This window comes from Bacillus sp. A015 (assembly GCF_053851875.1).
Window position 1 is genome coordinate 54,943 of record NZ_JBSPZB010000007.1, and the last position, 25,128, is coordinate 80,070.

Sequence of the window (25,128 nt, forward strand, 5' to 3'; positions counted from 1 at the left end):
AGTCACCAACAGGCTCTCTTTTTCCTTTCATTTTTGTATTTCTCAGGTCAAGTATGATAAAATATGGTAATGTTTTATATTTTGAGAAGATTGGAGAAGGCAACGTATGGCGAAAATCATTCCCTCTTCGGATATTGGAGTGAAAATCAACAAGTGGTATGAATTAATCCGCAGATTTGATTCAGAACAAGCAGAACAGTTAAAGCAGGAAATTCGCACCTCTCTTGATTCAATGGAAGAAGATCAGAATTTGCTTCTCTATTTTTCTTTAATGGAATTTAGGCATGAGGTCATGCTCGATTATTTAAAGCCATTAAAGGAAGGAAAGCTTCGCGCCAACTTTTCCGAGCTTTCGAAAGAAATAGATGAGCATCAAACGCATGTCACAGGCATGCTTGAATACTACTATCATTTCTTCAGAGGCATGTATGAATTCGGCCGGAGGCAATACATTGCTGCCATATCGTCTTATCAAAAGGCGGAGCACAAGCTTTCTTTTGTATCCGACGATATTGAACGTGCGGAATATCATTTTAAAATGTCAGAAATATATTATCACATGAAACAAACACATATTTCGATGCACCATGCCAAACTAGCGCTGGATGTCTATATTCAGCACGAACTATATGCGCTTCGCACCATTCAGTGTGAATTTATTGTAGCTGGTAATTATGATGATATGAGAAGGCATGAAAAGGCATTACCACATCTCGAAAGAGCACTTGCGAGATCAAGAGACTTTCAGAATGTGCGTTTTATTGCTTCCTCTTTGTTTAATATGGGCAACAGCTATTACAGAATGGGAGAATTGAACCGCGCACTCGACTTAATGAAAGAATCCATCTCATTATTTGATCAAAATCAATCCGATCATCTTCGTCGATCGATAGATCCTCTTTATACAGCCGCTCAGATATTATACAAACAAGGTAAAAACGAAGAAGCATTATACTACAGAGAAGAATGTATGAAACGAGCAGAAGCTCTGCAGGATGACATTCATATTCAAAAGACAATATTTCTAGAGGCGTTGTACTTAAGACAAGACGCCGAGCATATTAAACGAATTTTCCATTTTTTAGAGTCTGCTTATGCATATCCCGATATAGAGGAGCTAGCATTAGACACCGCAAAGTATTATAATGAAATAGAGGATTATGAAAAATCTTCCATGTTCTATGGGGAAGCGGAACATGCTCGAATCTATATTCAGAGAGGGGATTGTTTATATGAATTTTAAAAAATGGGCAGTCGTCTGTACAAGCATCACAATCATGGCATTATGGGTGGCATCAGCTAGTGCCGCACCGGATAACAGAAACCACACGTTAGAACAACCGAATCCGCAGCATGTCACCTTTTAAAAGCCCTATGTAAAGGGCTTTTTTTTTATTGATTGACTGCCTTACAATGAACCAGCGTGATATGTTCATAAAAATGAAACTTGTAGGAAAGCTTAATAAGAGTGTTTTTCATTGACTCTTGAAATTAGATTGTGTACAATTAAATTGTAGAAAATATTAATGGAGTGAAAGAGGGTTATATTCATGTCAGACGTTTTATTTACTGCAACGGTATCAGCTGTAGGAGGAAGAGAAGGAAAGGTTGTTTCAACAGATGGAGTACTAGAGCATGATGTGGCAATGCCTGGAACACCAAGAGCGAAAAAGCTTGAAAAAGCAACAAATCCAGAGCAATTATTCGCAGCAGGCTACTCTGCATGTTTTGATTCAGCCCTTCAAATGGTAGCGAGACAAGAGCGCATCCGTTTTGAAAGTGAAGTAACGGCACATGTGAGCTTAGTCAAAGACAGTTCAGATGGCGGTTTTAAACTAGGCGTTAAATTAGAAGTAAAAGGAACTGGAATCGAGCAATCAGCATTAGACGAACTGGTTCATAAAGCACACGGCGTATGTCCATATTCAAAAGCAACTCAAGGAAACATTGAAGTAGAACTAGTGGCTGTCGCACAATAATTGACATCATAAAAGGCTGAGGGAATGTTCCCTCAGCCTTTTGGTTGTGTTAATTTTTGCAAAAGCTCATGTAAAGAGGCGCGCAATGTTTTAAGCTCTTCTTCTGATCTGCCAGTTCCAGACAGCATGCGAAATGGAATCGCAGTGGCCTTCTCTTTTAGCTGTACTCCATATTCAGTTAAACGAATTTGCACAGATCGCTCATCCTCTTTTGAACGCTCGCGGATGATGAGTCCGTTTTGCTCCATCCGTTTGAGCATGGGGGTGAGTGTACCGGAGTCTAAATACAGAAGCTCGCCCATTGTCTTCACATTTAACGTCCCATGCTCCCACAATAAAAGCAGTGCCAAATATTGCGGGTAGGTGATGTTTAACTCTTCTAATAACGGTTTATACTGCTTCGTCATCTCTCTTGAACTTGCATATAACAAGAAACAGAGCTGATTATCCAGCTTCATATGTTCGAATTCATTTGTCATGTCAGTCACCAACTATTTTTTGTCATACTTATCATTGTATAAGATTTTCTTCCTTTTTAAAATAAATACAGACTAAAAATGAAAAATTCTTCAATGTGCGATAAATGTTTGAGAAATGAATAGAACGTGAAAGGTATAAATAGAAGAAGGAGGAGATGAAGATGAAACCATTATTCACAGCAAAAGTAAAGGCGCAGCATGGAAGAGCTGGGCATGTTCGTTCAGACGATGGTGTGCTTGATCATAACATTGTCATGCCAAACGCAAAGAAAGATGGAGAGACTGGCACGAATCCAGAGCAATTATTTGCAGCAGGCTATGCGGCCTGTTTCGGAGGAGCGCTTGAACAAGTAGCTAAGAAGCAAGGGGTAGAAATTGAATCAGAAGTAGAGGGACATGTTAGTCTATTAAAAGATGAAAGCGATGGCGGCTTTAAACTTGGCGTGAAGCTGATTGTGTCCGCTAAAGGCCTTGACCATGACAAAGCAAAAGAGCTTGTCGAGGCTGCGCATCAATTCTGTCCATATTCAAAAGCAACAAGAGGGAACATTGAAGTGGAGCTTGAAGTGGCTGAATAATGAAAAGAAGACAAAGGGCTAAAATAAAGGTCATTTTAGCCCTTTGTCAACGATCTGACACCTGCTCTCAGCAGGTGTCTTTTTTTAATATTCTTTCTTTTTGTCGTATGTTTCCCAAGCTTCAAACGGTGCAAGGGTTTTTTGAAGAGTCAGCTGGTAAAATGGAATGTTTCTTGATTCGTATTCTTTGTTGATTTCTTCATAAATAAACGAGTCATCAAAACCAGAAGTCGCGGCATCCTGATGTCCAGCTGCAAAATACACGGCTTTTGGTCTAGCCCAGTAAATAGCGCCGAGGCACATCGGGCAAGGCTCACAGCTTGTATATAAAATACAATCTTCTAATTGGTATGTATGTAGAGCCTGGCACGCCTTTCGAATGGCTGTGACTTCTGCATGTGCAGTTGGATCATTATTCGTTGTGACATTGTTGCTTCCCTCTGCAATAATCTGACCATCCTTGACAATGACTGCTCCAAACGGGCCGCCAGTACCACTATTGACTCCTTCTACTGCAAGATCAATTGCGCGTTGTAAAAAAGCTTCGTGATTCATTGTCTTCCTCCCTTTGTTCGACTGACTTCTCTAGTATAAACGAGTCATGCTAGAAAAGGAATCATCCTAGTAGATGATCGAACAGGACAATACGCGGATAAAAAAACCCCTGCCATGTTCAGCAGGGGAGAGAAATCAATTATGCATGCTGCGCCAGTTTTTTACGAGCCACTTCAGCGGCTGTGACCATATTTTTCAAAGCAGCAATGGTTTCAGGCTCTTGTCTTGTTTTTAGACCACAGTCAGGGTTGACCCAGAAGCGATCTGTCGGACAAACGTTCAGTGCATCATCAATGATTTTACTCATTTCTTCAACAGATGGAACGCGCGGGCTATGGATGTCATATACCCCAAGTCCAAGTCCTTTCAGATACGGATGTTTTTCTAAATAATCAAGGAATCCGCCATGACTGCGTGAGTGCTCAATCGTGATCACGTCGGCATCAAGGTCTTCGATGGTATCGACAATATCCTCGAAGTTACTGTAGCACATATGTGTATGAATTTGCGTTTCATTTTGAACAGAAGATGTTGATAAACGGAAGGACTCGGCTGCCCAGTTTAAATATTCTGCCCAATCACTTTCTTTGAGCGGAAGACCTTCTCTAAGCGCAGGCTCATCCACTTGAATGACTTGAATACCTGCTTTTTCTAACGCTTCTACCTCTTTACGCAAAGCGAATGCGATCTGGAAGGCAATGTCTTTCCGGGAGATATCTGTTCTTGGGAAGGACCAGTTTAAGATGGTGACAGGTCCTGTCAGCATTCCTTTGACCTTTTTCTCAGTTAAGCTTTGTGCGTAAACCGTCTCTTTCACTGTCATTGGCTCTGTAAATTCTACATCTCCATAAATGATTGGCGGCTTCACGCAGCGTGATCCATAGGATTGCACCCAAGCAAATTTCGTAAAGGCAAATCCGGCGAGCTTTTCACCGAAGTATTCAACCATGTCTGTACGTTCAAATTCTCCATGAACGAGAACATCCAGACCAATCTCTTCTTGAATATCAATCCATCTTTTTGTTTCTTGCTTAATAAATTCATCATATTCTGCATCTGTCCACTCGTTTTTACGCCATTTTTGACGAGCACTGCGCACTTCAGCTGACTGCGGGAAGCTGCCAATTGTTGTCGTTGGCAGGAGCGGCAGTTCAAGAGATTCGTTTTGGATACGAAGGCGCTCTTCAAAGGCAACTGGACGTTTAAAATCTTTAGATGAAAGATTGTTGCGTTCGGCTGTCAGCTCCGCATTTGTTCCTTTCGCAAATTCTTTTAAGGTAAGAAGCGCTTGTGCTGCTTCAGTGATGTCTGCATCAATGGCAGCCGCTCCTTTTGTTAAGCCTTCTTTTAATCGTGTTAATTCAGCCAGCTTTTCAGTGGCATAAGAAAGTCCGTTTAATAGTTTTTCTTCAAGCTGTTCGCTTGGGTGTTTCGCAACTGGCACATGAAGCAAGCTGCTTGATGGCTGTAGCCACACTTCTTTCGGCTGAACGTTAGCAATCACTTCAGAAAGAAATGATAATCTTTCGCCAAGATCTGACCTCCATATATTTCTTCCATCAATGATGCCTGCTGCTAAAATTTTATCTTTCGGGAAGCCATGCTTTTTCACTTGATCAAGGTTGCGCCCTTGATCATGGACAAAATCAAGACCGATGGCTTCAACAGGATAAGAGACAAGCTCTTCATAGGCATCAACTGAATCAAAGTATGTTTGAAGAAGAATGTTTAAGGCAGGTACGGCTTCTTTGATTGTTTGATAGATTTCTTTTACTGCTGTCACGTCTTCACTTGAAGCTGTGACAAGTGCAGGTTCATCAATTTGAACCCATTTGACGCCGGCTTCTTCAAGTTCTTTTAACAACTGAGTATAAAGCGGCACTAGACGCTGCTCGATCTCTTTCACTTCATTTGCTTCATAGCCTTTAGAGAGAGAGACAAATGTATAAAGTCCAAGTACAACAGGTTTTGTTTCAACGCCAAGCGCCTTTTTCACCTTTTCGTAAGCTTCAAGCGGTTTGTTGTGTGTGAGTTTGAATTCGGTGCTTTTTTCGTATTCTGGAACGATGTAGTGATAGTTTGTATTAAACCATTTTGTCATTTCACTTGAGACAGCATCTTTTGTTCCTCTTGCCATCGCAAAGTATGTATCTAGCGGGTCTTTCAAGCTGCGGAAGCGCTCTGGAATCCAATTGAACATAACAGCAGTATCCAGCACGTGATCATAGAAGGTGAAGTCTCCAGAAGGAACAACATCAATTTGTTGGTCAATTTGTGTTTTAATGGCGGTTAAAAATTGTTCATCCAGTGTGCTTAAGAGGGTTTCACGGTCCGTTTGACCCTTCCAATAAGACTCAAGTGCTTTTTTCCATTCTCTGTTTAAACCAATTCGCGGAAAACCTAGATTACTTGTTTTAACAATAGTCAATTCGAATTCCTCCTCTAAATATAAAAAGACATCTACACTCATGATCAAGATTGATGAGGACAAATGTCTGGTTTAAAAAGACAAAATGTGTGTGCGAAATCAAGCGTGAGTATAACTGACGCTTTTCCGACATCTCCTATCAACCGTAGGGGGTTTGATGTGATAGAGCGGCTGGTATCCTGGCTGGTGAATCTTCAAGCTTTTCATCCTTCCCATCCTCATGACAGTGGATCAAAAAGAAAAGCTCTCCTCACTTACAGTGGCGGGACCGCGCCGGATTTTCACCGGTCTTCCCAATTAAAATTCGACGTGGCATCGAATTACCGACTCTCAAACTATGAATTTATTGTGTTCGATTATATAACGTTCACTTCATTTCGTCAAAGTAAATTTTGAATAATTTTAATTAAAAAAATCCTGAGAAAATTCGATCTTTTCTCAGGACCTATATTTAAGCTATAGAGATAAAAGATCTGCTTCCAATGTTTTTTCTAAAAGGACATCAGGCGCAGTTAAATATAAAAATCCGTTCCCTACAAGGGTTTTCGATTGTTTCAGCGGAAGGGTTCTTCTCACAAGCTGAGCATAGACCTCAGGTTCTGTCAACTTGCGCTGGAACGCTTCTTCCTCAGCATTTTTAATAATGGCCAGTGCACCGCTCACGTGAGGGGCAGCCATTGAAGTACCTGTGAGTCTGCCGTATTTATGGTTAGGGAGAGTGGATAAAATGTCTTCTCCTGGAGCGACGAGGTCGATTTCTTTATTGGCATTGGAAAATTCAGAGGATTCTCTTGCAAGGGAGACAGAGCCGACGGCAATGACCTCATTGTATGCAGCTGGATAGGAGAACTCTTCAGTACGCTCGTCCCCGTCCCCTTCATTTCCTGCTGCGCAGACAACAAGCACACCGCTTTTCACCGCATTTTGAATGGCTTCCTGCAGAGCTGGCTCATTGCTTGGACCACCGAGAGACATGGAGATAATATCAGCCTTCTGCTCTGCGGCATAGTTGATGCCATTAATGATCCATTCGTATTTCCCGCTGCCATTTTCTCCGCCGAGGACTTTCACGATTAGCAGCTTGGCTTCAGGGGCAACCCCTAAAATGCCGCCATTTTGATCCGTTGCTGCAATTGTTCCTGCTACATGGGTACCGTGCCCATTGTAGTCTTTCACATTATCCGCATCTCCATTGTCATCATCGGTAAAGTTCTTCCCTCCGATAATTTGATCTTTTAAGTCGGGATGCTCCGTGTCGCAACCTGTATCAAGGACAGCAATGGTTATGCCTTTTCCTTTGAAGCCACTTGACCAAAGTTCGGGTGCTTTAATCTCCTGAATACTTTCCGGCGTCTCTTTCGCTTCCATCACATTGGCTTTTACTTCATACGGAATTAAGCGAATGTCACCTTTCATAAGAAAGCCCTCCTTATTTTGTTTTCAAAGTAGATTCAGGCTGCGTAATGTTATTGTATAAAAGAAACTTTTGTTCGAAAAGGGTCAATTGTAATAATTTTTAAAATAATCAATCTATTATCAAGTGTGCAGTTCTCCTCGCTTCTTGCCGAAAGAGGTCATCTTTTGAGGAAAACTCTTGATATCATATGAAAAAGAAGGAAATGCTGCATAGTGAGCTTGCACCTGTATAGAGCAAAATGGGTGGAAAGAACTAAAAAGGGCAGACTGAAAAAAACAATCAAATAAAGAGATAGATGAGACGAAAAGAGAAGAAGGCATATATGAAATGTTTTTGTTCGAAAATAAATTCCTCTTTCATGAAAAATAAGATATGAAGATTGTGACTGTTCCTAATGTGAAAGGCAACATATAATAATGGAAAGACAAGCCTGCCTTTTAGATAGGAGAGATAGAGATGAACAAAGGGAAGATACTCGTGATCGAAGATGAAAAGAAAATTGCAAGGGTGCTGTCGCTTGAACTTGAATATGAAGGATATGAGGTTACAGTCAAAGATACAGGCATGAACGGACTCCAGGCTCTTGAAGAAGATAGCTTCGATTTAGTGCTGCTTGACGTCATGCTGCCAGAATTAAGCGGCCTTGAGGTGCTTAGAAGGGTCCGGAAGACAAATGCAGCCACGCCCATTATTTTGATTACAGCAAGAGGAAGTGTTCCTGATAAGGTAAGCGGCCTTGATCTTGGGGCAAATGATTATATTACAAAGCCTTTTGACATAGAGGAATTATTAGCGCGAATTCGTGCGCAGCTGAGATTCAATATAAATGCGCAAGAAGAAAAGGAGACAGAGCTGAGCATAGCAGATCTGACCGTCAATGAGAAAACAAGAGACATACAAAGGGGCGGTCAAATGCTTGAGCTCACACCGAGAGAATATGACCTGCTTGTCCACTTGCTGAAACATCAGCAGCAAGTGCTCACAAGGGATCAGCTTTTAACAGCCGTTTGGGGCTTTGATTACTTCGGTGACACAAACGTGGTGGATGTCTATATTCGCTATTTAAGGAAAAAAGTCGACTACCCATTCGAAAAACAGCTGATTCACACAGTGAGAGGTGTGGGTTATGTGATGAAAGGATAAAGAATGAGATTAAAAAATAAAATCCAGCTTTATACGTCGTTGTCTTTGTTTTTAATGGTGCTGCTGTTTCATACAGCCATTTATTTTATTTTTTCGATGACCTTGACGCAAAAAGATATGTCCCGGCTGTCTGAGGTGGCCGAAAATATTGCTATTGCTTTAAAAAAATCAGAAGAAGAGGGCCTTCCATCCTCGGAGCTGCTGAAGGCGTACCTGCCTCAAAATGGCATGATCCGTGTCGTGACAGAAAAGGACCAATCGAAGCTAACTGTCACAAAGGAATCAACGTTTAGCTCACTGCCTTTTACATATGAATCTGGTCAGACAGCAGAAATAAAAGAATACAACAAACAGATGATTGTGTTCGCTGCTATTCCAGTCATTTGGACAAATGGTGAGATTGTGTCGCTTCAAGTATATGAAGAAATTGAAAATACGGAAGAGAATTTGGCGTTATTAAGAATGATTTTAATCGCTGCTGGCGTTTTAATTATTGTGCTTTCCTATTTTGCTGGCCGCATTTTAACAAAACAAATCGTCCGCCCTATTAGTAGAATGACCAATACAATGAAGGCAAGTATGAAAGAGAAGGCGTTTAAGCGAATCAAACTAGCAGGCGATTCAAAGGATGAATTGTATCAAATGGGACAAACCTTTAATGAAATGTCAGAAATACTCGAGAAACATTATGAGAAAGAGCAGCAATTCTTGCATGATGCCTCTCATGAATTGAAGACACCGATTACCGTCATTATGAGCTACAGTCATTTACTAAAGCGCTGGGGACAGACACGTCCAGAGGTTGTAGAAGAATCCTCTCAAGCGATTCATGATGAAGCGAAAAAAATGAAAAGGCTGACAGATCAATTATTAACACTTGCGAAAAATGGCCAGCCGCTTTACTTGGACATGAAGCCAGTTGATCTTGGTCATTTATGCAAGCAGGTATGTCATACACTTGAAGTCGCAACCAATCGAACCAATCATCCTGATGTGCAAACAGATCAGCCGCTCGTCGCTGAGGGGGATGAAGAGAAAATCAAACAGCTTTTGACCATCTTGATTGATAATGCGGTTAAATATAGTGCAGCGCCAGTTGGTGTGACCTGCGGGAAAGCAGGAGACAAGCCGTTTATTTCAGTCATTGATAAAGGAATTGGCATAAAAGAAGAGGATCTGCCAAAAATCTTTGACCGCTTTTTCCGTGTGGATGAAGCGAGAAACAGTGAGACGGGCGGAACCGGACTTGGCCTTTCAATTGCGAAGCAAATTGCTGAAGAGCACGGGGCCGAACTGAAGGTAGACAGCCGTATAGGCGAAGGGACAACCATGACCATTCTTTTTCAGAAATAAATGGGTCTTTTCTCATCAATTTCTCATTTCCTCCTTATAAAATAGGAAATAGGAAGGAGGCGCTGCATGTCTAGAAAAACGAAAATGGTGCTTGCGCTCGCAGGATGTCTCGTCATTCTTGCGGCCTTTGCAATGCTTATGATTCAAACCATTGATCAAAAATTATTAAGTGAAGCCGAAATCAAAAAAATCATCGCAAAAGACTACAATGGAAACATTACAAATATTGCTTTAATCAATCATAAACAGGACTATACATTGACGCTGGAAAATTCAAATGGCATTTATCAAATCATTGCATCTTCCGCAAACGGTCAAATGAAAGAAATCAAACAGCTAAAAAGCTATCAAAAGCCAAATGAAAAAAATGCTGCACTGCAAGCAGAAGAAGCGGCCGTTAAAAAAGTGAACGGAACCGTGATCCAAAAGAAAGAGAAGTCAGATCGTTTTATCTTTACGATCCAATCAAAAAAAGAATTATATCAAGTGGATGTCGATAAACAAACCTTTAAGGTGATAGAAGCAGAAAAGAAAAAAACAACCTCTAAAGAAAAGAAGCTGACGAAAATCACGGTGGAAGAAGCCATTCAAATCGCCGTAAAAGAAGTCGGAGGGGCAGTGGATGATGCAGACCTTGAGACGTTTAGCGGCATGCTCGTGTTTGAGGTGGAGCTAGATTTGCCGGACGGAAGAGAGGCAGAGGTGCTTGTGAACGCATATACAGGAGACATTGAAGGCATTACGTACGAAAACTAATCCTTTTCTCATAATTTTCTCATGTTTCTTTCCTTCCTTTATCATCTTGTTTTATTAAGATAAAGGAGAAATCAAACAGAGGAGGAAATGAACATGATGAAAAAAGTACTAGTAGCTACAGTATTCACAGGAACTCTTGTCGCAGGTGGTTTCACACTTCAAGCGCAAAATACAAATCAAACAGCAAACGCCGAGCAAGTGGTGCAAAAGAAACCATCGTTTGTCTCAAAGAAACAAGCTGAAAAGGCAGCACTAAAAGTGGTGAAAGGCTATGTGGATGATGTGGACCTTGAGCGTAAAAAAGGAAAATGGGTGTATGAGGTCGAGATTAAAAAAGGCGGCTTTGAATATAAAGTATATGTTGATGCAAAAACAGGAAAAGCGCTTAATGATCCAGTGAAAGAAAAGAAACAAAATGTGAAAATCACTAAAAAGCAGGCTGAAAAAATTGCCCTTGCAAAAGTAAAAGGCACAGTCACAGATTCAGATTTAGATAAAGAAAATGGTGTGTACATTTATGAAGTTGAAATCACTACACCAGGCGGCGAGGAAGTTGATTTTGAGATTTCCGCAAAAACAGGCAAAATCCTGAAGCAAGAATGGGATGATTAAGCAATGATCGAACCTTACACTTTCATGTGTAAGGTTCAGCGTGTAGACAAACCCTCGCATTCTTTGTCAGTCCTGCGTTCCGGTGCTCACGAATCTCAAATTCGCTCCGCTCCGGTACTCGTCCTTCCTAGACTGCAAAGGTTTTCTATCACGCTGAAAAGAAGACAAAGAGCTAAAATTAAGGTCATTTTAGCCCTTTGTCAACAATCTAAACCTTACACTTTCATGTGTAAGGTTTTTTCATTAGGACAAACTACGGGAAAGGAGGCGAGAGAATATGAAGAAAAAAGAAGAAGAGCAGACAATGGATCATGCGGAATATGTTCCGCACCCTGATGGAGAAGGATATGCTTTGTTTTTGCATGATTCCTTTCATCTCCTCTCCCAAGAGGATATGAATCAGCCGGAAGAGGAATAAAAGACATGAAAGGGCGATGGTCAACTTGTCTATCGCTCTTTTTTTGAAAAGTAAGCGAATACATGAGTAGACTTGGCATCTTGCTTATTGACATCATTCCACTTTTTCTGTAATCTCATTGTGTTAACAATATGAGACTTCGTTAGGTGAGGCTCCTGTATGGAGATACGCTGCTGCCCAAAAATGTCCAAAGACGCCAATGGGTCAACAGAAATCATCGACATAAGGTGATTTTTAATGCAGCTGGATTTTATCCTATGCCATACAGTGCTAAAGCTCTACGATTGAAGGAGCAAGTGTTTATTTTGCCATGCTTACAAAGCGCCTTCATTCGGTTGAAGGTGCTTTTTTATAAGAAAAGGAGGTGTGGGGATGGATCATCCCGATTCGAGACACATAGAGAGTATGTCAAAAGATCAAATTGAGACATCAGATAGAGGAGATCCTGACCCCCGCACATTCTAAGGGATTCGGGTATCTCCTGACTTTGGGGAGGTAACAGCAATGATACAGAACATTACGTACGATGAACTCATTTTAAGAATCATTATTCTATTAAGAGATGGCAAACGTAAAGAATTTAAAAACATTATGGAAGAGCTTCAGCCGTATGATATGGCCTATTTATTTAAAGAGCTTCCAGAAAAACACCGCGGCCGCTTTCTCAGTTTTTTAACAGTCGATGATGTAACGGAAATGATGGGTGAGCTTGAGCGGGAATATCAAGAGATCGTTCTTGAAAAAGTAGGGAAAGACAAAGCTACCTTCGTTACAAACAAAATGGATAACGATGACTTAGCCAACTTGTTCGATGAAATGGATGATGATCTAAAAGATCAGCTTTTATCAAACATGGAAGCAGAGGAATCAAAGGCCGTCCAGCTTCTCATGAATTACCCTGCTGAGACAGCAGGCCGGATCATGACCAACCGTTACGTATGGATACCTCAGCATTATACGGTTCAGGATGCGGTTGTGAAGCTGAAAAGCTTTGCTGAAATTGCAGAATCGATCAACTACTTATATGTGATCAATGATCAAAAACAGCTTGTAGGTGTCCTCTCATACCGTGATCTTATTTTAGGTGAACCGGATGAAAAAGTGCAGGATCTCATGTTTACAAGAGTCATTGCCGTCGGAGCATTTCAAGACCAGGAAGAAATCGCAAAGCTGATTGAACGGTATGATTTCCTCGCCATTCCTGTTGTGGAAGAGAACAATGTCCTTGTCGGAATTGTCACAGTCGATGATATCATTGATGTCGTCATTCAAGAGGCAGGCGAAGACTATGAGAAGTTTGCTGCCTCTGGTAAAGATATTACGTTTGACACGCCGTCATTTGTTGCGGCATACCGCCGTCTTCCTTGGCTGATTTTACTATTATTTATTGGACTGATTTCAGGCAGTATATTAAATTATTTTGAAGATACCCTTCAGCAAGTTGTTGCTCTTGCTTTCTTCATGCCGATGATTGCAGGTATGACAGGGAATACTGGTACACAGTCTCTTGCAGTCGTCATTAGAGGGCTTTCAAAAGAAGAATTAACGAAAAAAACCATTATGCGCCTTATTTTTAGAGAGCTGAGAACAAGTATTTACATTGGGATTGTCTGTTCAATCATTATTACAGTTGTCGCGATGGTTTGGCAGGGCAATATGATTTTAGGATTTGTCGTTGGTTCCTCACTCCTTGCGACACTCATTATTGGAACAATGGCAGGTACTGTCGTGCCCATTATTTTACACAGATTAAACGTGGACCCTGCTATTGCATCTGGACCGCTGATTACAACATTGAATGATATTTTATCACTGCTTATCTATTTTGGCATTGCCACAGCGTTCCTTCATACACTGATGTAGCAAAAAGACTGTAAAACGTGTCGTTTTACAGTCACAGCGTGTAGACAAACCCTCGCATTCGGTGTCAGCCCTGCGTGCCGGTGCTCACGAATGTCAAATTCGCTCCGCTCCGGTACTCGTCCTTCCTAGACTTCAAAGGTTTTCTATCACGCTGAAAAGAAGACAGAGGGCTAAAATGAAGATCATTTTAGCCCTTTGTCAACAGTCTTTTTTGAATAAAGATTGCATATAGCGCTTTCATCCTTTACATTTTAAGGAGAAGGTGGGAGAGAAGCATGAAGAAGTTCTTATTCATTTTGATGTGTATTCTTTTGCTTAGTGCATGTCAAAGGGAAGACGAAGGGAAAGACAGGCGGCTTGTTGCTGCAGAGCACATGCTTGAAGCGGTCGCTGAAGGGAATAAAAGAAAAATGGAGAACATCTATGTCGAAGGTGCGGTTCCAAGCCCGAATGATATTCTGACATTAAAAAAAGAATGGGGCATTGAGAAGCTTTCCTATCAAGACTTTCAGCTGGAAGAAGCAAGCATTCATGTCTTTCATGCGAATTATAAAGATGCTCAAACTGGAGAGAAAAAGGCACTTGCCCTTCGGGTAAAAGAAGATCCTGAAAGAGGCGTCCTCATTGACTTTGTAGGGGTTGTCGAAGGAGATGAAGCTTCGCCTAAATAAAAAGAATCGTTCAAAAGAGCGATTCTTTTTTTGTTTATCGATTTTTGTACCGGAAGTGTGCGTTGATCTGGCCTTCCAGCATTTTTTTCTTAAATTGCCCGCTTTTTAACGCCTGTTCTTTTTTCTTCATATCTTTTAAAATTTCGGCTGTCTGCACACCATCTTCCCGTTTATTGGCGATGTCCATTAAACGTTCTACATCAGAAAAAGAATATTTCCGCGTGCCTCTTGTTGAGCGCTGGGGGTAGATGAGTTTACGTTCCTCATAATATCGGATTTGCCTGACAGAAAGCCCTGTTAATTCACTGACAATTCCGATTGAAATGACTTTTTTATCTTTATAAAATACATCTTCCTGCGTCATATACTCACCCCTGCAAGTCTTTTCTTTATATTATATAGAACGACAAGTAAAAAAACCTAACGTTTGTTAGAAAATATAACATAAAAACGAAAAAATGAAAAATTCATGGGAGGAAACTTAACACTAACCGTGCAAACCATCTCACGAGCACATATCATAATGGTGAATTGAAATAGGAGGAGGAGCATATGATGGAGCAAACACAGATCATCCGTATGGCAAAAGAAATCATCGCTTTAGATGTGAAGAGGGACGAATTGCTTGAGCAATTCATGCAGGCTGCGGGTCAGAATGCACATGCTCTTCTAAGAGCCGTACAAAATGATTTGTATAAAAGGTCTTCATAAGCACCCGATCCATATCAATTGATAGGAGGGGATATTCGGTGCGGCGTATATTAAAAGAAGCTTTAGCGAAAGAAAGACGTTATTATACGAAGCAGCTGTGTTCGTTAGGGGTTTACAGCCCTGACACGGCCAAAAACATGACAATTAGTGACTTGAAAAAAGAGTATCATTTCTTTTTCAACAAAACAGAGCGCAATCTGTGAAAATCCCTTTAAATGTGCGCACGTCACATAGAGGGTTCTTTTTTTGCGTGTTCAATATTATTTCAATATTGAATTTTGTAGAATTTTGACGAATTAGTTGCAAGAAAACATAGAGTCTTTACAGATTATGTTAAAATTTGTCGTAACTTGATGGTTTGCTAAAAAAGCTTTTTTTCGAGATGATTGTGAAAAATAAGAAGGATTTTAAAAGTTTATATCGAAATCTTATACATAACACGAATGGAGTCAATTATGTGGTTGAAAGGGTTTTCAAAACGTACTTCTATTTTTTACGAAAGGCTCCAACTGCACCGCAAGAAAGCCTTGAAGTTAAAAAAATATTATAAGAGGTAGATATGTGATGAGACTATCGTTTAATGAAGAAGAAGTAGAACGTTCAATGACGCTTTACAAGGTTTTTGCAAGAGCATTTAAAAGCGTTTCAGAACACAGTATTAGAGACAGCAAAGAGCATGGATTTAATCCAACTGAATTTGCCGTTCTTGAATTGCTGTACACAAGAGGTGCTCAAAAGCTTCAGCAAATCGGCTCAAGACTCCTGCTTGTCAGTGGGAATGTCACGTACGTAATTGACAAGTTAGAACGAAATGGTTTCATTGAAAGAGAACAGGACTCAAAGGATAAACGGTCGGTTTATGCCCATTTAACAGATAAAGGGCGCAGTTATCTTGATAAGATTTACCCGATCCATTCTCTTCGTATTGCGCGGGCGTTTTCTGGTCTGACGCGTGAAGAACAAGAGCAATTGATTAGTCTGCTGAAAAAAGCGGGCATTCACAGTCAGCATTTATTATTTAGATAAAACGAAAAGGTGCCATGGTTGGCACCTTTTAGATTGTTGACAAAGGACTAAAAGGATCTTTATTTTAGTTCTTTGTCTTCTTTTCAGCTCAGCGTGATAGAAAACCTTTGAAGTCTAGGAAGGACGAGCACCGGAGCGAAGCGAATTTGACATTCGTGAGCACCGGAGCGCAGACCTGACAAAGAATGCGAGGGTTTGTCTACACGCTGAAAGGTGCCATCGTTGGCACCTTTTTTATGTGTCCAGCTCATGTGCAGGATAGGCGATGAATTTCTCAATATCGCTTGCTGGAAGGGGTTTTGCATAATAAAAGCCTTGTAAGTCGTCACAGCCCTGCGCAGATAACAGCTGCGCCTGTGCGAAGGTTTCAACGCCTTCTGCAATGACTTCGAGAGATAATTGGTGACCCATCGCTATAATGGCACCTGTGATCTGTTCAGACTTTGAATCACTTAGAATATCCTCAATGAAGGATTTGTCAATTTTCAGTCTATGAATTGGCAAATCCTTTAAATAGCTTAAGGAGCTGTGACCTGTACCGAAATCATCAATACTAATGCGAACGCCAAGCTGCTTCAGCGACGTAAGCACCTGTTTTGATTGCTTAATGTTGTCCATTGTCATACTTTCTGTGACTTCAAGTTCGAGCAGTGACGGCTTAAGGTCGTATTTTTTCAGTGTCAGCTTGATCAAATCAATTAAGTCTTCAGCATTGAACTGTTTAGCAGATAAATTGACGGCCACAGGAATCTTTAAACCATTGTCATACCAAATTTTTGCCTGCTTACACGCGGTATCAATGACCCATCTGCCAATATCAATGATAAGGCCTGATTCCTCGGCTAGTTCAATAAAAGCCTCAGGTGACTTTAAGGAACCGTCTGGTGCTTTCATTCTTAAAAGGGCTTCAACCCCTGTCATTTTTCTTGTTTTGGCATTGACTTGAGGCTGATAGTGAAGCACAAACTGCTCTCTTTGAATGGCATCTCTTAACTCCAGCTCTCGATTTAGCCTGTCTTCACTCGATTTTTCCATTGATTCGGTGAAGAACTCATAACGGCTTTGCTTATGTTTTTTGGATAAATACATCGCCATATCGGCTTTTCTCATCAGTTCCATCCCATCTTTGCCATTTTGCGGGGAGATGGCGATTCCAATACTGATAGATGTAATGAGCTGATGATTCTGGATGAAAAAAGGGCGTTCAAATTGACGGATGATATTTTTAGAAAGCTGTTCAATTTTATATGTATTATGCTCCAAGTGTGGGAAAATCATTAAAAATTCATCTCCGCCAAGTCTAGCAATAAAGCCATTGTCCGGTAAACATTGCGTCAGTCTGTTTGCAGCGGCTTTGAGCAGTAAGTCCCCTATGTTATGACCAAGTGCATCATTAATAATTTTAAAACGATTCAGGTCAAGAAAAAGAACAGCCGTTGATGTCCTTGTCTCTCCTTGAGTGGATAAAACATCATTTAAATGATTGATACCGTGACGCCGATTAGGAAGCTCAGTTAATGCATCATAATGTGCCATCACATGAATTTCTTTTTCTGCAATCCGCTGCTGCGTTAAATCCTTTAAAACAAGATAAATGCTGTCAAGTGTATTGTTGACATGAACAGGTATGTAAGTGACATGGTAATAATAAAAACGATCTGCTGCTTTCAGTTCTGCTTCACGTGTGATGGCCTTCTTTGATTGGTAAATAAATTCTTCCCACATCTCAGTCGGCATCACGTATTGGCTGACATCATCACCAATCCAGGAATTGCACACTTTTAAAATTTGCTTACCTGAGTCATTAGCAGAAAGTACCTTTCGATCGACAGATAACACGATAATGCCATCGATATTATGTTTGATGAGTGATTGGAATCGCTGCTCATTTTCCTTTAGCTTATCTGACTGCTTCATAATTCGGTGATCAATAAAGGCGCCGAAAATCATCAGCGTTTGGACAATAAGAGTCATCAAACCAATGAAAATGGATAGACTGAATGGCGACATTTCAAGAGAACCACCCGCAGCGACCTGTCCCTCTGAATGAAAAAACATGGTAGAAGCAGCCATTCCGGTATAGTGCATACCAGCAATAGCACCACCCATCACGAGTGCGCCAGCTATTTTTAACAGATGATCTTCCTGTCTTTTCTCAGATCGATGGAGCCGAAAAAAGAGATTTAACGAAAAGTAAGAAGCTAGCGCAGCAAGGAAAAACGAAAGGAAAAAGAGGACTGGATCATAGCTAATTGAAACATTGGCCATTGATTCCATTCCGAGATAATGCATGCTGCAAATAGCCGATCCCATAGTGATTGAACTAATCAGCAGTCGTCTTGTGGAGAGCTGCTGCTGAATGCATATCGAAAAAGCGATCAAAGAACCGATAAAGGATGCCAAAATCGATAAAATCAGTAAAGGAGTTTCGTATGTGATGCCAGAATGCATGTGAAATGCCGTCATACCGATAAAATGCATCGACCATATCCCCATCCCCATGATCATTGCACCAATGATCAGCCATCCCTTTTTCTTTGCGCCGCTTGACTGTATCACTCGGCTGGCTAAATGAAGAGCTGAGTAGGAGGCGACAGCGGCGACAGCGACTGACAGAAAGACAAGCCATCCGTTGTAGCTTCCTGTTAAATGTGTCATGTGAGAAAACCTCCTGTATCCAAAAACAGACATATATTTAATATATCGGATCGATTGGCTCCTGTGTTCACTTTTCATTCACTTAAAAAGGACAATCAGCATTTTTTTCGTTCATTTTGTATAGTAAAATCAAATTTTAATGTAAAAAAACGATGAAAAGTGAATCGTTTCTTCGGTTTTATTCGTTTAATAAGTGGCACGGTTCTAAAAGCGATAGGGCCTGTCAAACTGATTATGTGTGAAAGGGATTGATGAACATCGAAGATTTTATTATTTCTTTAGCTGATGCCTTTAAGAATTTGTCGTACTTTGGCATCTTCCTCGCATTATGCATTGAATTTGTTCCTGCTGAAGTGGTTTTGCCTCTCGCGGGTTACTGGGTCTCAGAAGGGGACATGGCCTTCATCGGTGTTGTGGCTGCAGGATCGATTGGCGGCGTGGCTGGCCCTTTGACCTTGTACTGGTTAGGACGTTACGGCGGCAGACCCTTTTTAAATAAATATGGGAAATACTTTTTTGTAAAACCTGAGTCGCTTGATAAATCGGATGCTTTCTTTGAAAAGCATGGCGGTTTTGTCGCGTTTAGCGGCCGGTTTATTCCAGGAGTGAGAACCCTTATTTCCATTCCATGCGGTATTGCCAAGATGAATGTGTGGGTATTTTGCCTGTATACGTTTTTGGCCATTACGCCGATTACATTTGTGTATGTGTATCTAGGATTTATGCTTGGGGAGAACTGGAAAGAGGTTGGCGCCATTTTAGATCCATATCTTTTACCGATTGGGATCGGTGTTGTGTTATTGTTCGTTCTTTACGTATGGCTTAAGCGAAGAAAGAGAAAAACAGAAACGCCAACTGCTTAATCACGGTATTGGGATGAACGTAACCTGTTGACAATCCAGTATCTATTGATTAATATATAAGTAATCTAAATATTCTTAATCCCACCAAAGGGGAGTAGCGTCCGGTTTTTACCGGAAACAAAGTCGTCATTACATGGACTTACGTTCCATCGGCTTTGTTGGCATGATTCTACATATCACATGTCTAGCAAGACCTTTGCCATTTCAGGCAAAGGTCTTTTTTGCATTCATAAGCCTTTGTCTGTTGTGGGACAATAGATAAAAAACAAGGAGGAATGATGATGGATGCAGCAATTATTTTAGAATACGGGTGGGTTCTTCTCGTATTGATTGGATTAGAAGGGATTTTAGCAGCTGATAATGCGCTAGTCATGGCCGTGATGGTCAAACACCTTCCTGAAAAGCAAAGAAAAAAGGCATTGTTTTACGGACTTGCGGGTGCGTTTGTCATGCGATTTGGTTCTTTATTTCTTATTTCGTTTTTAGTGGACGTGTGGCAAGTTCAAGCAATTGGCGCAATTTATCTTCTTTATATTTCCATTCACCACATTTTGAAATCTCATGTATTTAAGAAAAAGGAATCAGAAACAAACATGAAGCAAAGCGGCTTCTGGGCAACAGTTGTGAAAGTAGAGCTTGCCGATATTGCTTTTGCAGTAGACTCTATTTTAGCAGCCGTCGCTTTAGCGGTGACACTTCCAAAAACAAATCTTCCGCAAATCGGTGGACTTGATGGCGGTCAATTTATCGTTATTCTTTTAGGCGGTATCATCGGTCTTGTCATCATGCGATTTGCAGCAACTGTCTTTGTGAAACTGTTGAAAACAAGACCAAGCCTAGAAACAGCAGCATTTGTCATTGTCGGGTGGGTTGGCGTGAAGCTCACGCTTTATACACTTTCACATCCTGCCATTGGAGTCGTGTCCTCTCATTTCATTCATTCAACATTATGGAAAATCATTTTCTGGACGGTGCTTCTCGCGATTGCAGCATTTGGCTGGTTTTTATCAAGTCCATCCAGAAAGGGCGGGCAAGATAGCAAGGAAAAACAAGAAGTGCGCCTAGAGGAGTAGGTTTTTTGAAAGAAATATCATTTCATTTTCATAACACGTATATTACAAAAAAGGGGGAGATACCCCCTTATTTCTTTGCTTTTAGACGAAACGTTGTAAAGTAGATAATGAAATACGTGTCATAATTGAGTAACAGGAAATGAATTCCTCATTTCTTCCTTTGCGCTTCCCTCATAAATTAGCTATCATAAATGAGTAATATAGGGAGAACTGAGGTGAAACCATTGCTTAGCCTTTTGTTTAAAAAAGGAAAGAAAAAGCAAACATTAGAGCAGTCGGCTATCAGTATCCAACAAGGTGATAGCGATCTGCAAAATGCATTAATAGAGCAATACAAACCATTTGTCGCTAAGACGGTTTCATCCGTTTGTAAACGATATATAGATGAAAAAGATGATGAATTCAGCATAGGCTTAATTGCCTTTAATGAAGCGATAGAAAAATACTCTGCTGAAAAAGGAAACTCACTCCTTGCTTTTGCGGAATTAATTATTAAAAGAAAAGTGATCGACTATATTCGAAAAGAAACAAGAAAGGCGCCAACGGTTCAAATGGACCTTCAAGAAAGTGAGAATGGCGAATACTCTCAAAGCAAGATTGAAGCAGAGCTTTCTGCAAATGAATATAGGCGTTTAATTGAACAAGAACACAGAAGAGAAGAGATTGAACATTTTAAAGAACGATTGAAAGTATACGGCCTCACGTTTCAAGAGTTGCTTGAGCATTCACCAAAGCATGCAGATGCCAGGCAAAATGCAATTAAAGTGGCCCATACACTCGTTGAACACGATGAGCTAAGAACCATTTTATTTCAGAAAAAACAATTGCCAGTCAAACAGCTGGAAAAGCTAGTAGAAGTCAGCCGCAAAACGATTGAGAGAAATAGAAAATATATCATTGCGATGGCGATCATTATGACGGGTGATTATGTGTATTTGAAGAATTATCTTAAAGGGGTGCTTAATTCATGAGAAGAGGCATTATAGTAGAGAAAAACAAAAAATATGTCACGCTGCTGACCCCTGATGGACAATTTCTGCGGACAAAGTACGAACAGCAAGACTATGAAATCGGGCAAGAAGTGACATTTCCGAATGAATCACGTCTCGAAAGAAAAAGAGCCGGTTTTTTTGATCTGCTCCGTTTACGTCCGTTAAATGCAGGAATTCTATCAATCGCAGCTATTATTGTCGTGATTTTCACTATGATGCCATCTTTCTCAAGTCAAAAAGCATATGCATATATGACGATTGACATTAACCCAAGCTTTGAGCTAAAGCTGGATCACAATTATCAAGTGATCGGTGTCACACCGCTGAATAAAGATGCGAAACAAGTACTCGCCAGTATGAAAGACAGTATGAAAGATTTGGAAAAAACCGACATGACCAAAGTTGTGCAGGAAATCATAGACGATTGTGATAAAAAGGGATACGTGAACCACTCTAAAAGCATTTATATTTCAACTGTTTATGAAAACAAGCAGGATCATACATATAAAACAAACGTAAAAAGCAAAATTAACACCATCTCTGGTGAATATCAAAAGCGCGATTACAAGCTTGAAACTGTGGAGGGTGACCTGGAAACAAGAGAGAAAGCACAAAAGGCAGGCATCTCAACAGGAACATATATTAGAAATCAAGAAATGCAAGACAAAGAACAGGAAGACATCAAAAAGGATGAAGACGCAGAGGGTGATGCTGTCAAAGAAGAAGAGCCAAAGAAAGATGATGAAGATCAAGCAGACAAAGACGAACAAGAAGAAGTAAAGACAGACGATAGTGAAGAGGTGCAGCCTGATCAAGAGGCTCCTGAAGGCGAAGACAAAGAGCAGCAGGAAGTAGAGAGGGAAGAGCAAGGGTCTGTTCAAACGCCTCACCAAACAAAACCTGATGATGAAAACAAAGACAAACAGATAAAAGAGGAAAAGGATCGCTCTTTCGATAAAGAGCAAAAAAAAAATCACTCAACTGACCCTGATGAAAAAAAGAACTCGAACGACACATCACGTGGTCATGCTGAAAAGCACGCAAAAAAAAACGACAGGGATCAGAAGCGACCGCCCGGTGAACGAAAAAGAGAACATGCAAAGCAAAAAGGAAAAGATGTGCCGCCCTCTTATCGCGAGAAAAGGCATGAGCACACATATGAACAATAAAAAACGCCAGAATAGCTCCGGCGTATTTCACCATGTCATTATTTAGATTGATTGCCCATTTGTGATTGAGCCTGTTGAACGAGTCTTTTTGTGATTTCGCCGCCAACAGAGCCGTTTGAACGTGCGACTGTATCTGAACCGAGAGTCACGCCAAATTCTTGAGCGATCTCGTATTTAAATTGATCTAAAGCTTGTTCTACTCCAGGCACAAGAAGTTGATTTCGATTTGCCATATTATATTCCTCCTTTCACCTCATGTTTGTTGCGCCTTCTTATTTTGAAAAAAACAGCCTGCAATTATGCTGGCAATTGCTGCACAAAAAAGCCAAGGTGATGAAGGTCACCTCGGCTCTGATTTAAGCTTTTTCAGCTGCAGCGTATTAAACATCATTTCTTGTGCGGTGCTTTGCAAGTGAGAAGTGAAAACAGAGAAGACTGTAGAACTGATAATGCCTTTAATCAAGTGCCATTGCGGCTTCGACAATTCTGTAAATCCTTCACGGAGCTTGTCTGTCTGCTCCTCTGTCATTTCTCGTAAATTCGTTTCCTTTAATGGAAAATGTGTATGATGATAAATAAAATCAAGGACATGCGCATATGCTTCATAAAAGCGGATGGGGCTAATAATATCATCCGTTCGATCTGTGATTGTGTTTAATAAGGCAGATAAGATCATGCGAATGGAATCAAAATCAAATACTGATTTTAAATCCCTGACAATTAATAAAATAACGACTTGATCAATGGAGTACTTTTTGCCAAGCTCTGGATGGCCGATCATATCCTTAATATCACGTTTGATCCAGTTTTGAATCGCAGTCGATTTAAGTGAAGTCAGCTCACACAAGTTACCAAGCTCAACAATTTCATTCGTTGAAAGTCCGTGCTCCGATTTTTGCTTCCGCCGTTCAAGCTTCTCAAAAAACGAAGGGATTTTTATGTCAACATATTCATGTTCCTTATCGCTTTTTACAGATGAATTCAAAAGCTGAAGCGGAGTCAGATCTCCCTCTCCTTTTAGAGAATACAGAAGTCTCGTCATGTCAATTCTCGTTAATTTAAAAGTCATCATGTTCCACCTCATTTTTACGTCAAAAACGTGATTATTGATCTAATTCAACATCATAATCTCTTTTTGATGAAAATGCAAAATAAACTAAAACTGGAACGGAGCGTCACAATTTGTTCACTATTCATCGGTTGCAAGTAGCGTGATCATTGAAATGGCGGGGCTTAAGCCGTTATGATAAACATAGAAAACGATTCCTTTTTCCTTGCAATTTGAGACGTTTATTTTTATAATTTTATTAATAAGTTCATTTGAACTTAATATGACAGCGGAGGTTATGTATGGGTAAAAGAATATTTCTGTTTATATTAACGAACATTCTTGTTATCACTACGATTGGTATTGTACTATCGGTTATTAGTGCAGCAACTGGTGTTGGTTCTTATATAGGAGCAGACGGAAGACTTAATATCATGTATCTTCTTGTATTCAGTGCAGTTGTTGGTTTTGTTGGCTCGTTTATGTCATTAGCAATGTCTCGCTGGATGGCAAAAATGATGATGGGTGTGCGCGTGTTAAACCCTGAAAAGGATACGTTAACATATGATGAGCAGCAGCTTGTTGACCGTGTTCACAGATTATCTAGAGCAGCAGGTCTTTCTAAAATGCCTGAGGTTGGTATTTATCAATCATCTGAAGTAAATGCTTTTGCGACAGGTCCTTCTAAGAGAAGATCACTTGTTGCTGTATCGACTGGATTGCTGCATGAAATGGATGATGCAGCGGTTGAAGGTGTTATCGCTCACGAAGTCGCTCACGTTGCGAACGGTGACATGGTGACAATGACGTTGCTACAAGGGATCGTCAACACGTTCGTTGTTTTCCTTTCAAGAATTGCGGCATGGATCGCAAGTCGTTTCGTTCCACGGGAAGAGCTTGTGCCGATTGTCCACTTTATCGCTGTCATTGTCTTCCAAATTATTTTCTCTATCCTAGGAAGCCTTGTCGTGTTTGCATATTCTAGACATCGTGAATTCCATGCAGACCGCGGCGGTGCTGACCTTGCAGGAAAAGACAAAATGATTCATGCACTTCGTTCTCTTGAGGCGTATACGTCAAGAATCAAAGATGATGATCAAACAGCAGTCGCTACATTAAAAATCAGTGGTAAACGAAAAGCTTCTCTTTTCTCGACACACCCTGATTTAAACGAAAGAATTAGAAGGCTAGAAGCAAAATAAGAAAGATCTTAAGACATTCTGTGATAGAATGTCTCAGCGTGTAGACAAACCCTCGCATTCGTTGTCAGTCCTGCGTTCCGGTGCTCACGAATGTCAAATTCGCTCCGCTCCGGTACTCGTCCTTCCTAGACTGC

General features: G+C 40.6%; 27 protein-coding genes and 3 riboswitches. Of the genes, 19 read left to right on the forward strand and 8 right to left on the reverse strand.

All coding sequences use genetic code 11. From position 1 onward, the window contains the following. Positions 1–106 precede the first annotated feature (106 nt). The 3 genes from ACSLGF_RS08280 to ACSLGF_RS08290 all read left to right on the forward strand — a co-directional run bounded on the left by ACSLGF_RS08280 (position 107) and on the right by ACSLGF_RS08290 (position 1,979). The gene (locus tag ACSLGF_RS08280) at positions 107–1,243 is read left to right on the forward strand and encodes a Rap family tetratricopeptide repeat protein (protein WP_099727474.1); all 1,137 of its coding nucleotides are present in this window, start codon (positions 107–109) and stop codon (positions 1,241–1,243) included. Continuing rightward, a complete protein-coding gene (locus tag ACSLGF_RS08285) occupies positions 1,233–1,367 on the forward strand; it encodes a phosphatase (protein ID WP_456004241.1) in 135 nt (44 codons plus the stop codon). The genes ACSLGF_RS08280 and ACSLGF_RS08285 overlap by 11 nt, the downstream gene beginning before the upstream one ends. Positions 1,368–1,550: 183 nt before the next feature. Then, positions 1,551–1,979 carry an organic hydroperoxide resistance protein gene (locus ACSLGF_RS08290; protein ID WP_060596095.1) on the forward strand — a complete coding sequence of 143 codons (429 nt, stop codon included), beginning with the start codon at positions 1,551–1,553 and terminating at the stop codon, positions 1,977–1,979. 32 nt (positions 1,980–2,011) lie between these two features. Here the strand turns inward: ACSLGF_RS08290 and ACSLGF_RS08295 are convergent, their stop codons facing one another. Next, on the reverse strand, positions 2,012–2,458 hold the full coding sequence (locus ACSLGF_RS08295; protein ID WP_456004244.1) for a MarR family winged helix-turn-helix transcriptional regulator: 447 nt from the start codon (positions 2,456–2,458) through the stop codon (positions 2,012–2,014). A gap of 161 nt (positions 2,459–2,619) precedes the next feature. Between ACSLGF_RS08295 and ACSLGF_RS08300 the strand changes: the two genes are divergently transcribed. Next, entirely contained in the window at positions 2,620–3,036 is a 417-nt protein-coding gene (locus ACSLGF_RS08300; protein WP_099727471.1) for an organic hydroperoxide resistance protein, read from the forward strand. 84 nt (positions 3,037–3,120) lie between these two features. Here the strand turns inward: ACSLGF_RS08300 and ACSLGF_RS08305 are convergent, their stop codons facing one another. The 3 genes from ACSLGF_RS08305 to ACSLGF_RS08315 form a co-directional block, all read right to left on the reverse strand. Beyond that, a complete protein-coding gene (locus ACSLGF_RS08305) occupies positions 3,121–3,591 on the reverse strand; it encodes a nucleoside deaminase (RefSeq protein WP_456004247.1) in 471 nt (156 codons plus the stop codon). Positions 3,592–3,730: 139 nt separating this feature from the next. Further along, entirely contained in the window at positions 3,731–6,019 is a 2,289-nt protein-coding gene (metE, locus tag ACSLGF_RS08310) for a 5-methyltetrahydropteroyltriglutamate--homocysteine S-methyltransferase (RefSeq protein ID WP_456004250.1), read from the reverse strand. A gap of 152 nt (positions 6,020–6,171) precedes the next feature. Further along, a riboswitch (cobalamin riboswitch) is annotated at positions 6,172–6,363 on the reverse strand. A gap of 112 nt (positions 6,364–6,475) precedes the next feature. Beyond that, positions 6,476–7,435: a S8 family peptidase gene (locus ACSLGF_RS08315; protein ID WP_456004253.1), complete on the reverse strand. Its 960-nt coding sequence runs from the start codon at positions 7,433–7,435 to the stop codon at positions 6,476–6,478. 457 nt (positions 7,436–7,892) lie between these two features. Here ACSLGF_RS08315 and ACSLGF_RS08320 point away from each other — a divergent pair, with 457 nt between their 5' ends. The 7 genes from ACSLGF_RS08320 to ACSLGF_RS08350 all read left to right on the forward strand — a co-directional run bounded on the left by ACSLGF_RS08320 (position 7,893) and on the right by ACSLGF_RS08350 (position 14,252). Next, the gene (locus ACSLGF_RS08320; protein WP_456004256.1) at positions 7,893–8,579 is read left to right on the forward strand and encodes a response regulator transcription factor; all 687 of its coding nucleotides are present in this window, start codon (positions 7,893–7,895) and stop codon (positions 8,577–8,579) included. Between the two features lie 3 nt (positions 8,580–8,582). After that, positions 8,583–9,932: a sensor histidine kinase gene (locus ACSLGF_RS08325; RefSeq protein ID WP_456004259.1), complete on the forward strand. Its 1,350-nt coding sequence runs from the start codon at positions 8,583–8,585 to the stop codon at positions 9,930–9,932. Between the two features lie 66 nt (positions 9,933–9,998). Next, complete coding sequence (locus ACSLGF_RS08330) at positions 9,999–10,688, forward strand: PepSY domain-containing protein (protein WP_456004262.1); 690 nt, start codon at positions 9,999–10,001, stop codon at positions 10,686–10,688. A gap of 93 nt (positions 10,689–10,781) precedes the next feature. Continuing rightward, complete coding sequence (locus ACSLGF_RS08335) at positions 10,782–11,300, forward strand: PepSY domain-containing protein (protein WP_456004265.1); 519 nt, start codon at positions 10,782–10,784, stop codon at positions 11,298–11,300. Positions 11,301–11,577: 277 nt separating this feature from the next. Then, complete coding sequence (locus ACSLGF_RS08340) at positions 11,578–11,718, forward strand: hypothetical protein (protein WP_003212346.1); 141 nt, start codon at positions 11,578–11,580, stop codon at positions 11,716–11,718. Positions 11,719–11,849: 131 nt separating this feature from the next. After that, positions 11,850–12,014: riboswitch (M-box (ykoK) riboswitch) on the forward strand. Between the two features lie 208 nt (positions 12,015–12,222). Continuing rightward, complete coding sequence (mgtE, locus tag ACSLGF_RS08345) at positions 12,223–13,581, forward strand: magnesium transporter (protein ID WP_249705228.1); 1,359 nt, start codon at positions 12,223–12,225, stop codon at positions 13,579–13,581. Positions 13,582–13,856: 275 nt separating this feature from the next. Continuing rightward, on the forward strand, positions 13,857–14,252 hold the full coding sequence (locus ACSLGF_RS08350) for a hypothetical protein (RefSeq protein ID WP_456004267.1): 396 nt from the start codon (positions 13,857–13,859) through the stop codon (positions 14,250–14,252). A gap of 34 nt (positions 14,253–14,286) precedes the next feature. Here ACSLGF_RS08350 and ACSLGF_RS08355 read toward each other — a convergent pair whose 3' ends face one another. Next, entirely contained in the window at positions 14,287–14,616 is a 330-nt protein-coding gene (locus ACSLGF_RS08355) for a MerR family transcriptional regulator (RefSeq protein ID WP_456004269.1), read from the reverse strand. A gap of 191 nt (positions 14,617–14,807) precedes the next feature. Here ACSLGF_RS08355 and ACSLGF_RS08360 point away from each other — a divergent pair, with 191 nt between their 5' ends. The 3 genes from ACSLGF_RS08360 to ACSLGF_RS08370 all read left to right on the forward strand — a co-directional run bounded on the left by ACSLGF_RS08360 (position 14,808) and on the right by ACSLGF_RS08370 (position 15,989). Continuing rightward, positions 14,808–14,963, forward strand: coding sequence for a hypothetical protein (locus tag ACSLGF_RS08360; RefSeq protein ID WP_099727520.1), 156 nt, complete (start codon positions 14,808–14,810; stop codon positions 14,961–14,963). Positions 14,964–15,001: 38 nt separating this feature from the next. After that, positions 15,002–15,166: a stress protein gene (locus ACSLGF_RS08365; protein WP_099727461.1), complete on the forward strand. Its 165-nt coding sequence runs from the start codon at positions 15,002–15,004 to the stop codon at positions 15,164–15,166. 358 nt (positions 15,167–15,524) lie between these two features. Beyond that, on the forward strand, positions 15,525–15,989 hold the full coding sequence (locus ACSLGF_RS08370) for a MarR family winged helix-turn-helix transcriptional regulator (RefSeq protein ID WP_456004271.1): 465 nt from the start codon (positions 15,525–15,527) through the stop codon (positions 15,987–15,989). A gap of 234 nt (positions 15,990–16,223) precedes the next feature. Here the strand turns inward: ACSLGF_RS08370 and ACSLGF_RS08375 are convergent, their stop codons facing one another. Beyond that, positions 16,224–18,647 (reverse strand): EAL domain-containing protein, encoded by a 2,424-nt coding sequence (locus tag ACSLGF_RS08375; protein ID WP_456004273.1) that lies wholly within the window; start codon positions 18,645–18,647, stop codon positions 16,224–16,226. Between the two features lie 251 nt (positions 18,648–18,898). On the opposite strand from ACSLGF_RS08375, the gene ACSLGF_RS08380 reads away from it, so the two are divergent. From ACSLGF_RS08380 to ACSLGF_RS08395, 4 genes are all read left to right on the forward strand, one after another. Further along, on the forward strand, positions 18,899–19,510 hold the full coding sequence (locus ACSLGF_RS08380; RefSeq protein WP_456004275.1) for a DedA family protein: 612 nt from the start codon (positions 18,899–18,901) through the stop codon (positions 19,508–19,510). Between the two features lie 77 nt (positions 19,511–19,587). After that, a riboswitch (yybP-ykoY riboswitch) is annotated at positions 19,588–19,759 on the forward strand. A 32-nt stretch (positions 19,760–19,791) separates the two neighbouring features. Continuing rightward, a complete protein-coding gene (locus tag ACSLGF_RS08385) occupies positions 19,792–20,583 on the forward strand; it encodes a TerC family protein (RefSeq protein ID WP_456004277.1) in 792 nt (263 codons plus the stop codon). A gap of 215 nt (positions 20,584–20,798) precedes the next feature. Next, complete coding sequence (sigI, locus tag ACSLGF_RS08390; protein WP_456004279.1) at positions 20,799–21,554, forward strand: RNA polymerase sigma factor SigI; 756 nt, start codon at positions 20,799–20,801, stop codon at positions 21,552–21,554. Beyond that, positions 21,551–22,744 (forward strand): anti-sigma-I factor RsgI family protein, encoded by a 1,194-nt coding sequence (locus ACSLGF_RS08395; RefSeq protein ID WP_456004281.1) that lies wholly within the window; start codon positions 21,551–21,553, stop codon positions 22,742–22,744. The genes sigI and ACSLGF_RS08395 overlap by 4 nt, the downstream gene beginning before the upstream one ends. Positions 22,745–22,782: 38 nt before the next feature. On the opposite strand, the gene ACSLGF_RS08400 is transcribed toward ACSLGF_RS08395, so the two are convergent. Both ACSLGF_RS08400 and ACSLGF_RS08405 read right to left on the reverse strand, forming a co-directional pair. Further along, positions 22,783–22,977, reverse strand: a complete 195-nt coding sequence (locus ACSLGF_RS08400; protein ID WP_099727455.1) for an alpha/beta-type small acid-soluble spore protein — start codon at positions 22,975–22,977, stop codon at positions 22,783–22,785. Between the two features lie 107 nt (positions 22,978–23,084). Continuing rightward, positions 23,085–23,816 carry a DUF1836 domain-containing protein gene (locus ACSLGF_RS08405; RefSeq protein WP_456004284.1) on the reverse strand — a complete coding sequence of 244 codons (732 nt, stop codon included), beginning with the start codon at positions 23,814–23,816 and terminating at the stop codon, positions 23,085–23,087. Between the two features lie 278 nt (positions 23,817–24,094). Here ACSLGF_RS08405 and htpX point away from each other — a divergent pair, with 278 nt between their 5' ends. After that, on the forward strand, positions 24,095–24,994 hold the full coding sequence (htpX, locus tag ACSLGF_RS08410) for a protease HtpX (protein WP_099727453.1): 900 nt from the start codon (positions 24,095–24,097) through the stop codon (positions 24,992–24,994). The last annotated feature ends 134 nt before the right edge of the window (positions 24,995–25,128 follow it).

Coding starts and splice junctions, on each gene's coding strand:
- ACSLGF_RS08355 (WP_456004269.1), bottom strand. CDS start 14,616: ATGACGCAGGAAGATGTATTTTATAAAGATAAAAAAGTCATTTCAATC.
- ACSLGF_RS08395 (WP_456004281.1), top strand. CDS start 21,551: ATGAGAAGAGGCATTATAGTAGAGAAAAACAAAAAATATGTCACGCTG.
- htpX (WP_099727453.1), top strand. CDS start 24,095: ATGGGTAAAAGAATATTTCTGTTTATATTAACGAACATTCTTGTTATC.
- ACSLGF_RS08320 (WP_456004256.1), top strand. CDS start 7,893: ATGAACAAAGGGAAGATACTCGTGATCGAAGATGAAAAGAAAATTGCA.
- ACSLGF_RS08285 (WP_456004241.1), top strand. CDS start 1,233: ATGAATTTTAAAAAATGGGCAGTCGTCTGTACAAGCATCACAATCATG.
- ACSLGF_RS08405 (WP_456004284.1), bottom strand. CDS start 23,816: ATGATGACTTTTAAATTAACGAGAATTGACATGACGAGACTTCTGTAT.
- ACSLGF_RS08295 (WP_456004244.1), bottom strand. CDS start 2,458: ATGACAAATGAATTCGAACATATGAAGCTGGATAATCAGCTCTGTTTC.
- ACSLGF_RS08335 (WP_456004265.1), top strand. CDS start 10,782: ATGATGAAAAAAGTACTAGTAGCTACAGTATTCACAGGAACTCTTGTC.
- ACSLGF_RS08325 (WP_456004259.1), top strand. CDS start 8,583: ATGAGATTAAAAAATAAAATCCAGCTTTATACGTCGTTGTCTTTGTTT.
- ACSLGF_RS08340 (WP_003212346.1), top strand. CDS start 11,578: ATGAAGAAAAAAGAAGAAGAGCAGACAATGGATCATGCGGAATATGTT.
- ACSLGF_RS08400 (WP_099727455.1), bottom strand. CDS start 22,977: ATGGCAAATCGAAATCAACTTCTTGTGCCTGGAGTAGAACAAGCTTTA.
- ACSLGF_RS08385 (WP_456004277.1), top strand. CDS start 19,792: ATGGATGCAGCAATTATTTTAGAATACGGGTGGGTTCTTCTCGTATTG.
- ACSLGF_RS08315 (WP_456004253.1), bottom strand. CDS start 7,435: ATGAAAGGTGACATTCGCTTAATTCCGTATGAAGTAAAAGCCAATGTG.
- ACSLGF_RS08280 (WP_099727474.1), top strand. CDS start 107: ATGGCGAAAATCATTCCCTCTTCGGATATTGGAGTGAAAATCAACAAG.
- ACSLGF_RS08375 (WP_456004273.1), bottom strand. CDS start 18,647: ATGACACATTTAACAGGAAGCTACAACGGATGGCTTGTCTTTCTGTCA.
- ACSLGF_RS08350 (WP_456004267.1), top strand. CDS start 13,857: ATGAAGAAGTTCTTATTCATTTTGATGTGTATTCTTTTGCTTAGTGCA.
- ACSLGF_RS08380 (WP_456004275.1), top strand. CDS start 18,899: ATGAACATCGAAGATTTTATTATTTCTTTAGCTGATGCCTTTAAGAAT.
- ACSLGF_RS08290 (WP_060596095.1), top strand. CDS start 1,551: ATGTCAGACGTTTTATTTACTGCAACGGTATCAGCTGTAGGAGGAAGA.
- ACSLGF_RS08300 (WP_099727471.1), top strand. CDS start 2,620: ATGAAACCATTATTCACAGCAAAAGTAAAGGCGCAGCATGGAAGAGCT.
- ACSLGF_RS08330 (WP_456004262.1), top strand. CDS start 9,999: ATGTCTAGAAAAACGAAAATGGTGCTTGCGCTCGCAGGATGTCTCGTC.
- ACSLGF_RS08360 (WP_099727520.1), top strand. CDS start 14,808: ATGGAGCAAACACAGATCATCCGTATGGCAAAAGAAATCATCGCTTTA.
- ACSLGF_RS08305 (WP_456004247.1), bottom strand. CDS start 3,591: ATGAATCACGAAGCTTTTTTACAACGCGCAATTGATCTTGCAGTAGAA.
- mgtE (WP_249705228.1), top strand. CDS start 12,223: ATGATACAGAACATTACGTACGATGAACTCATTTTAAGAATCATTATT.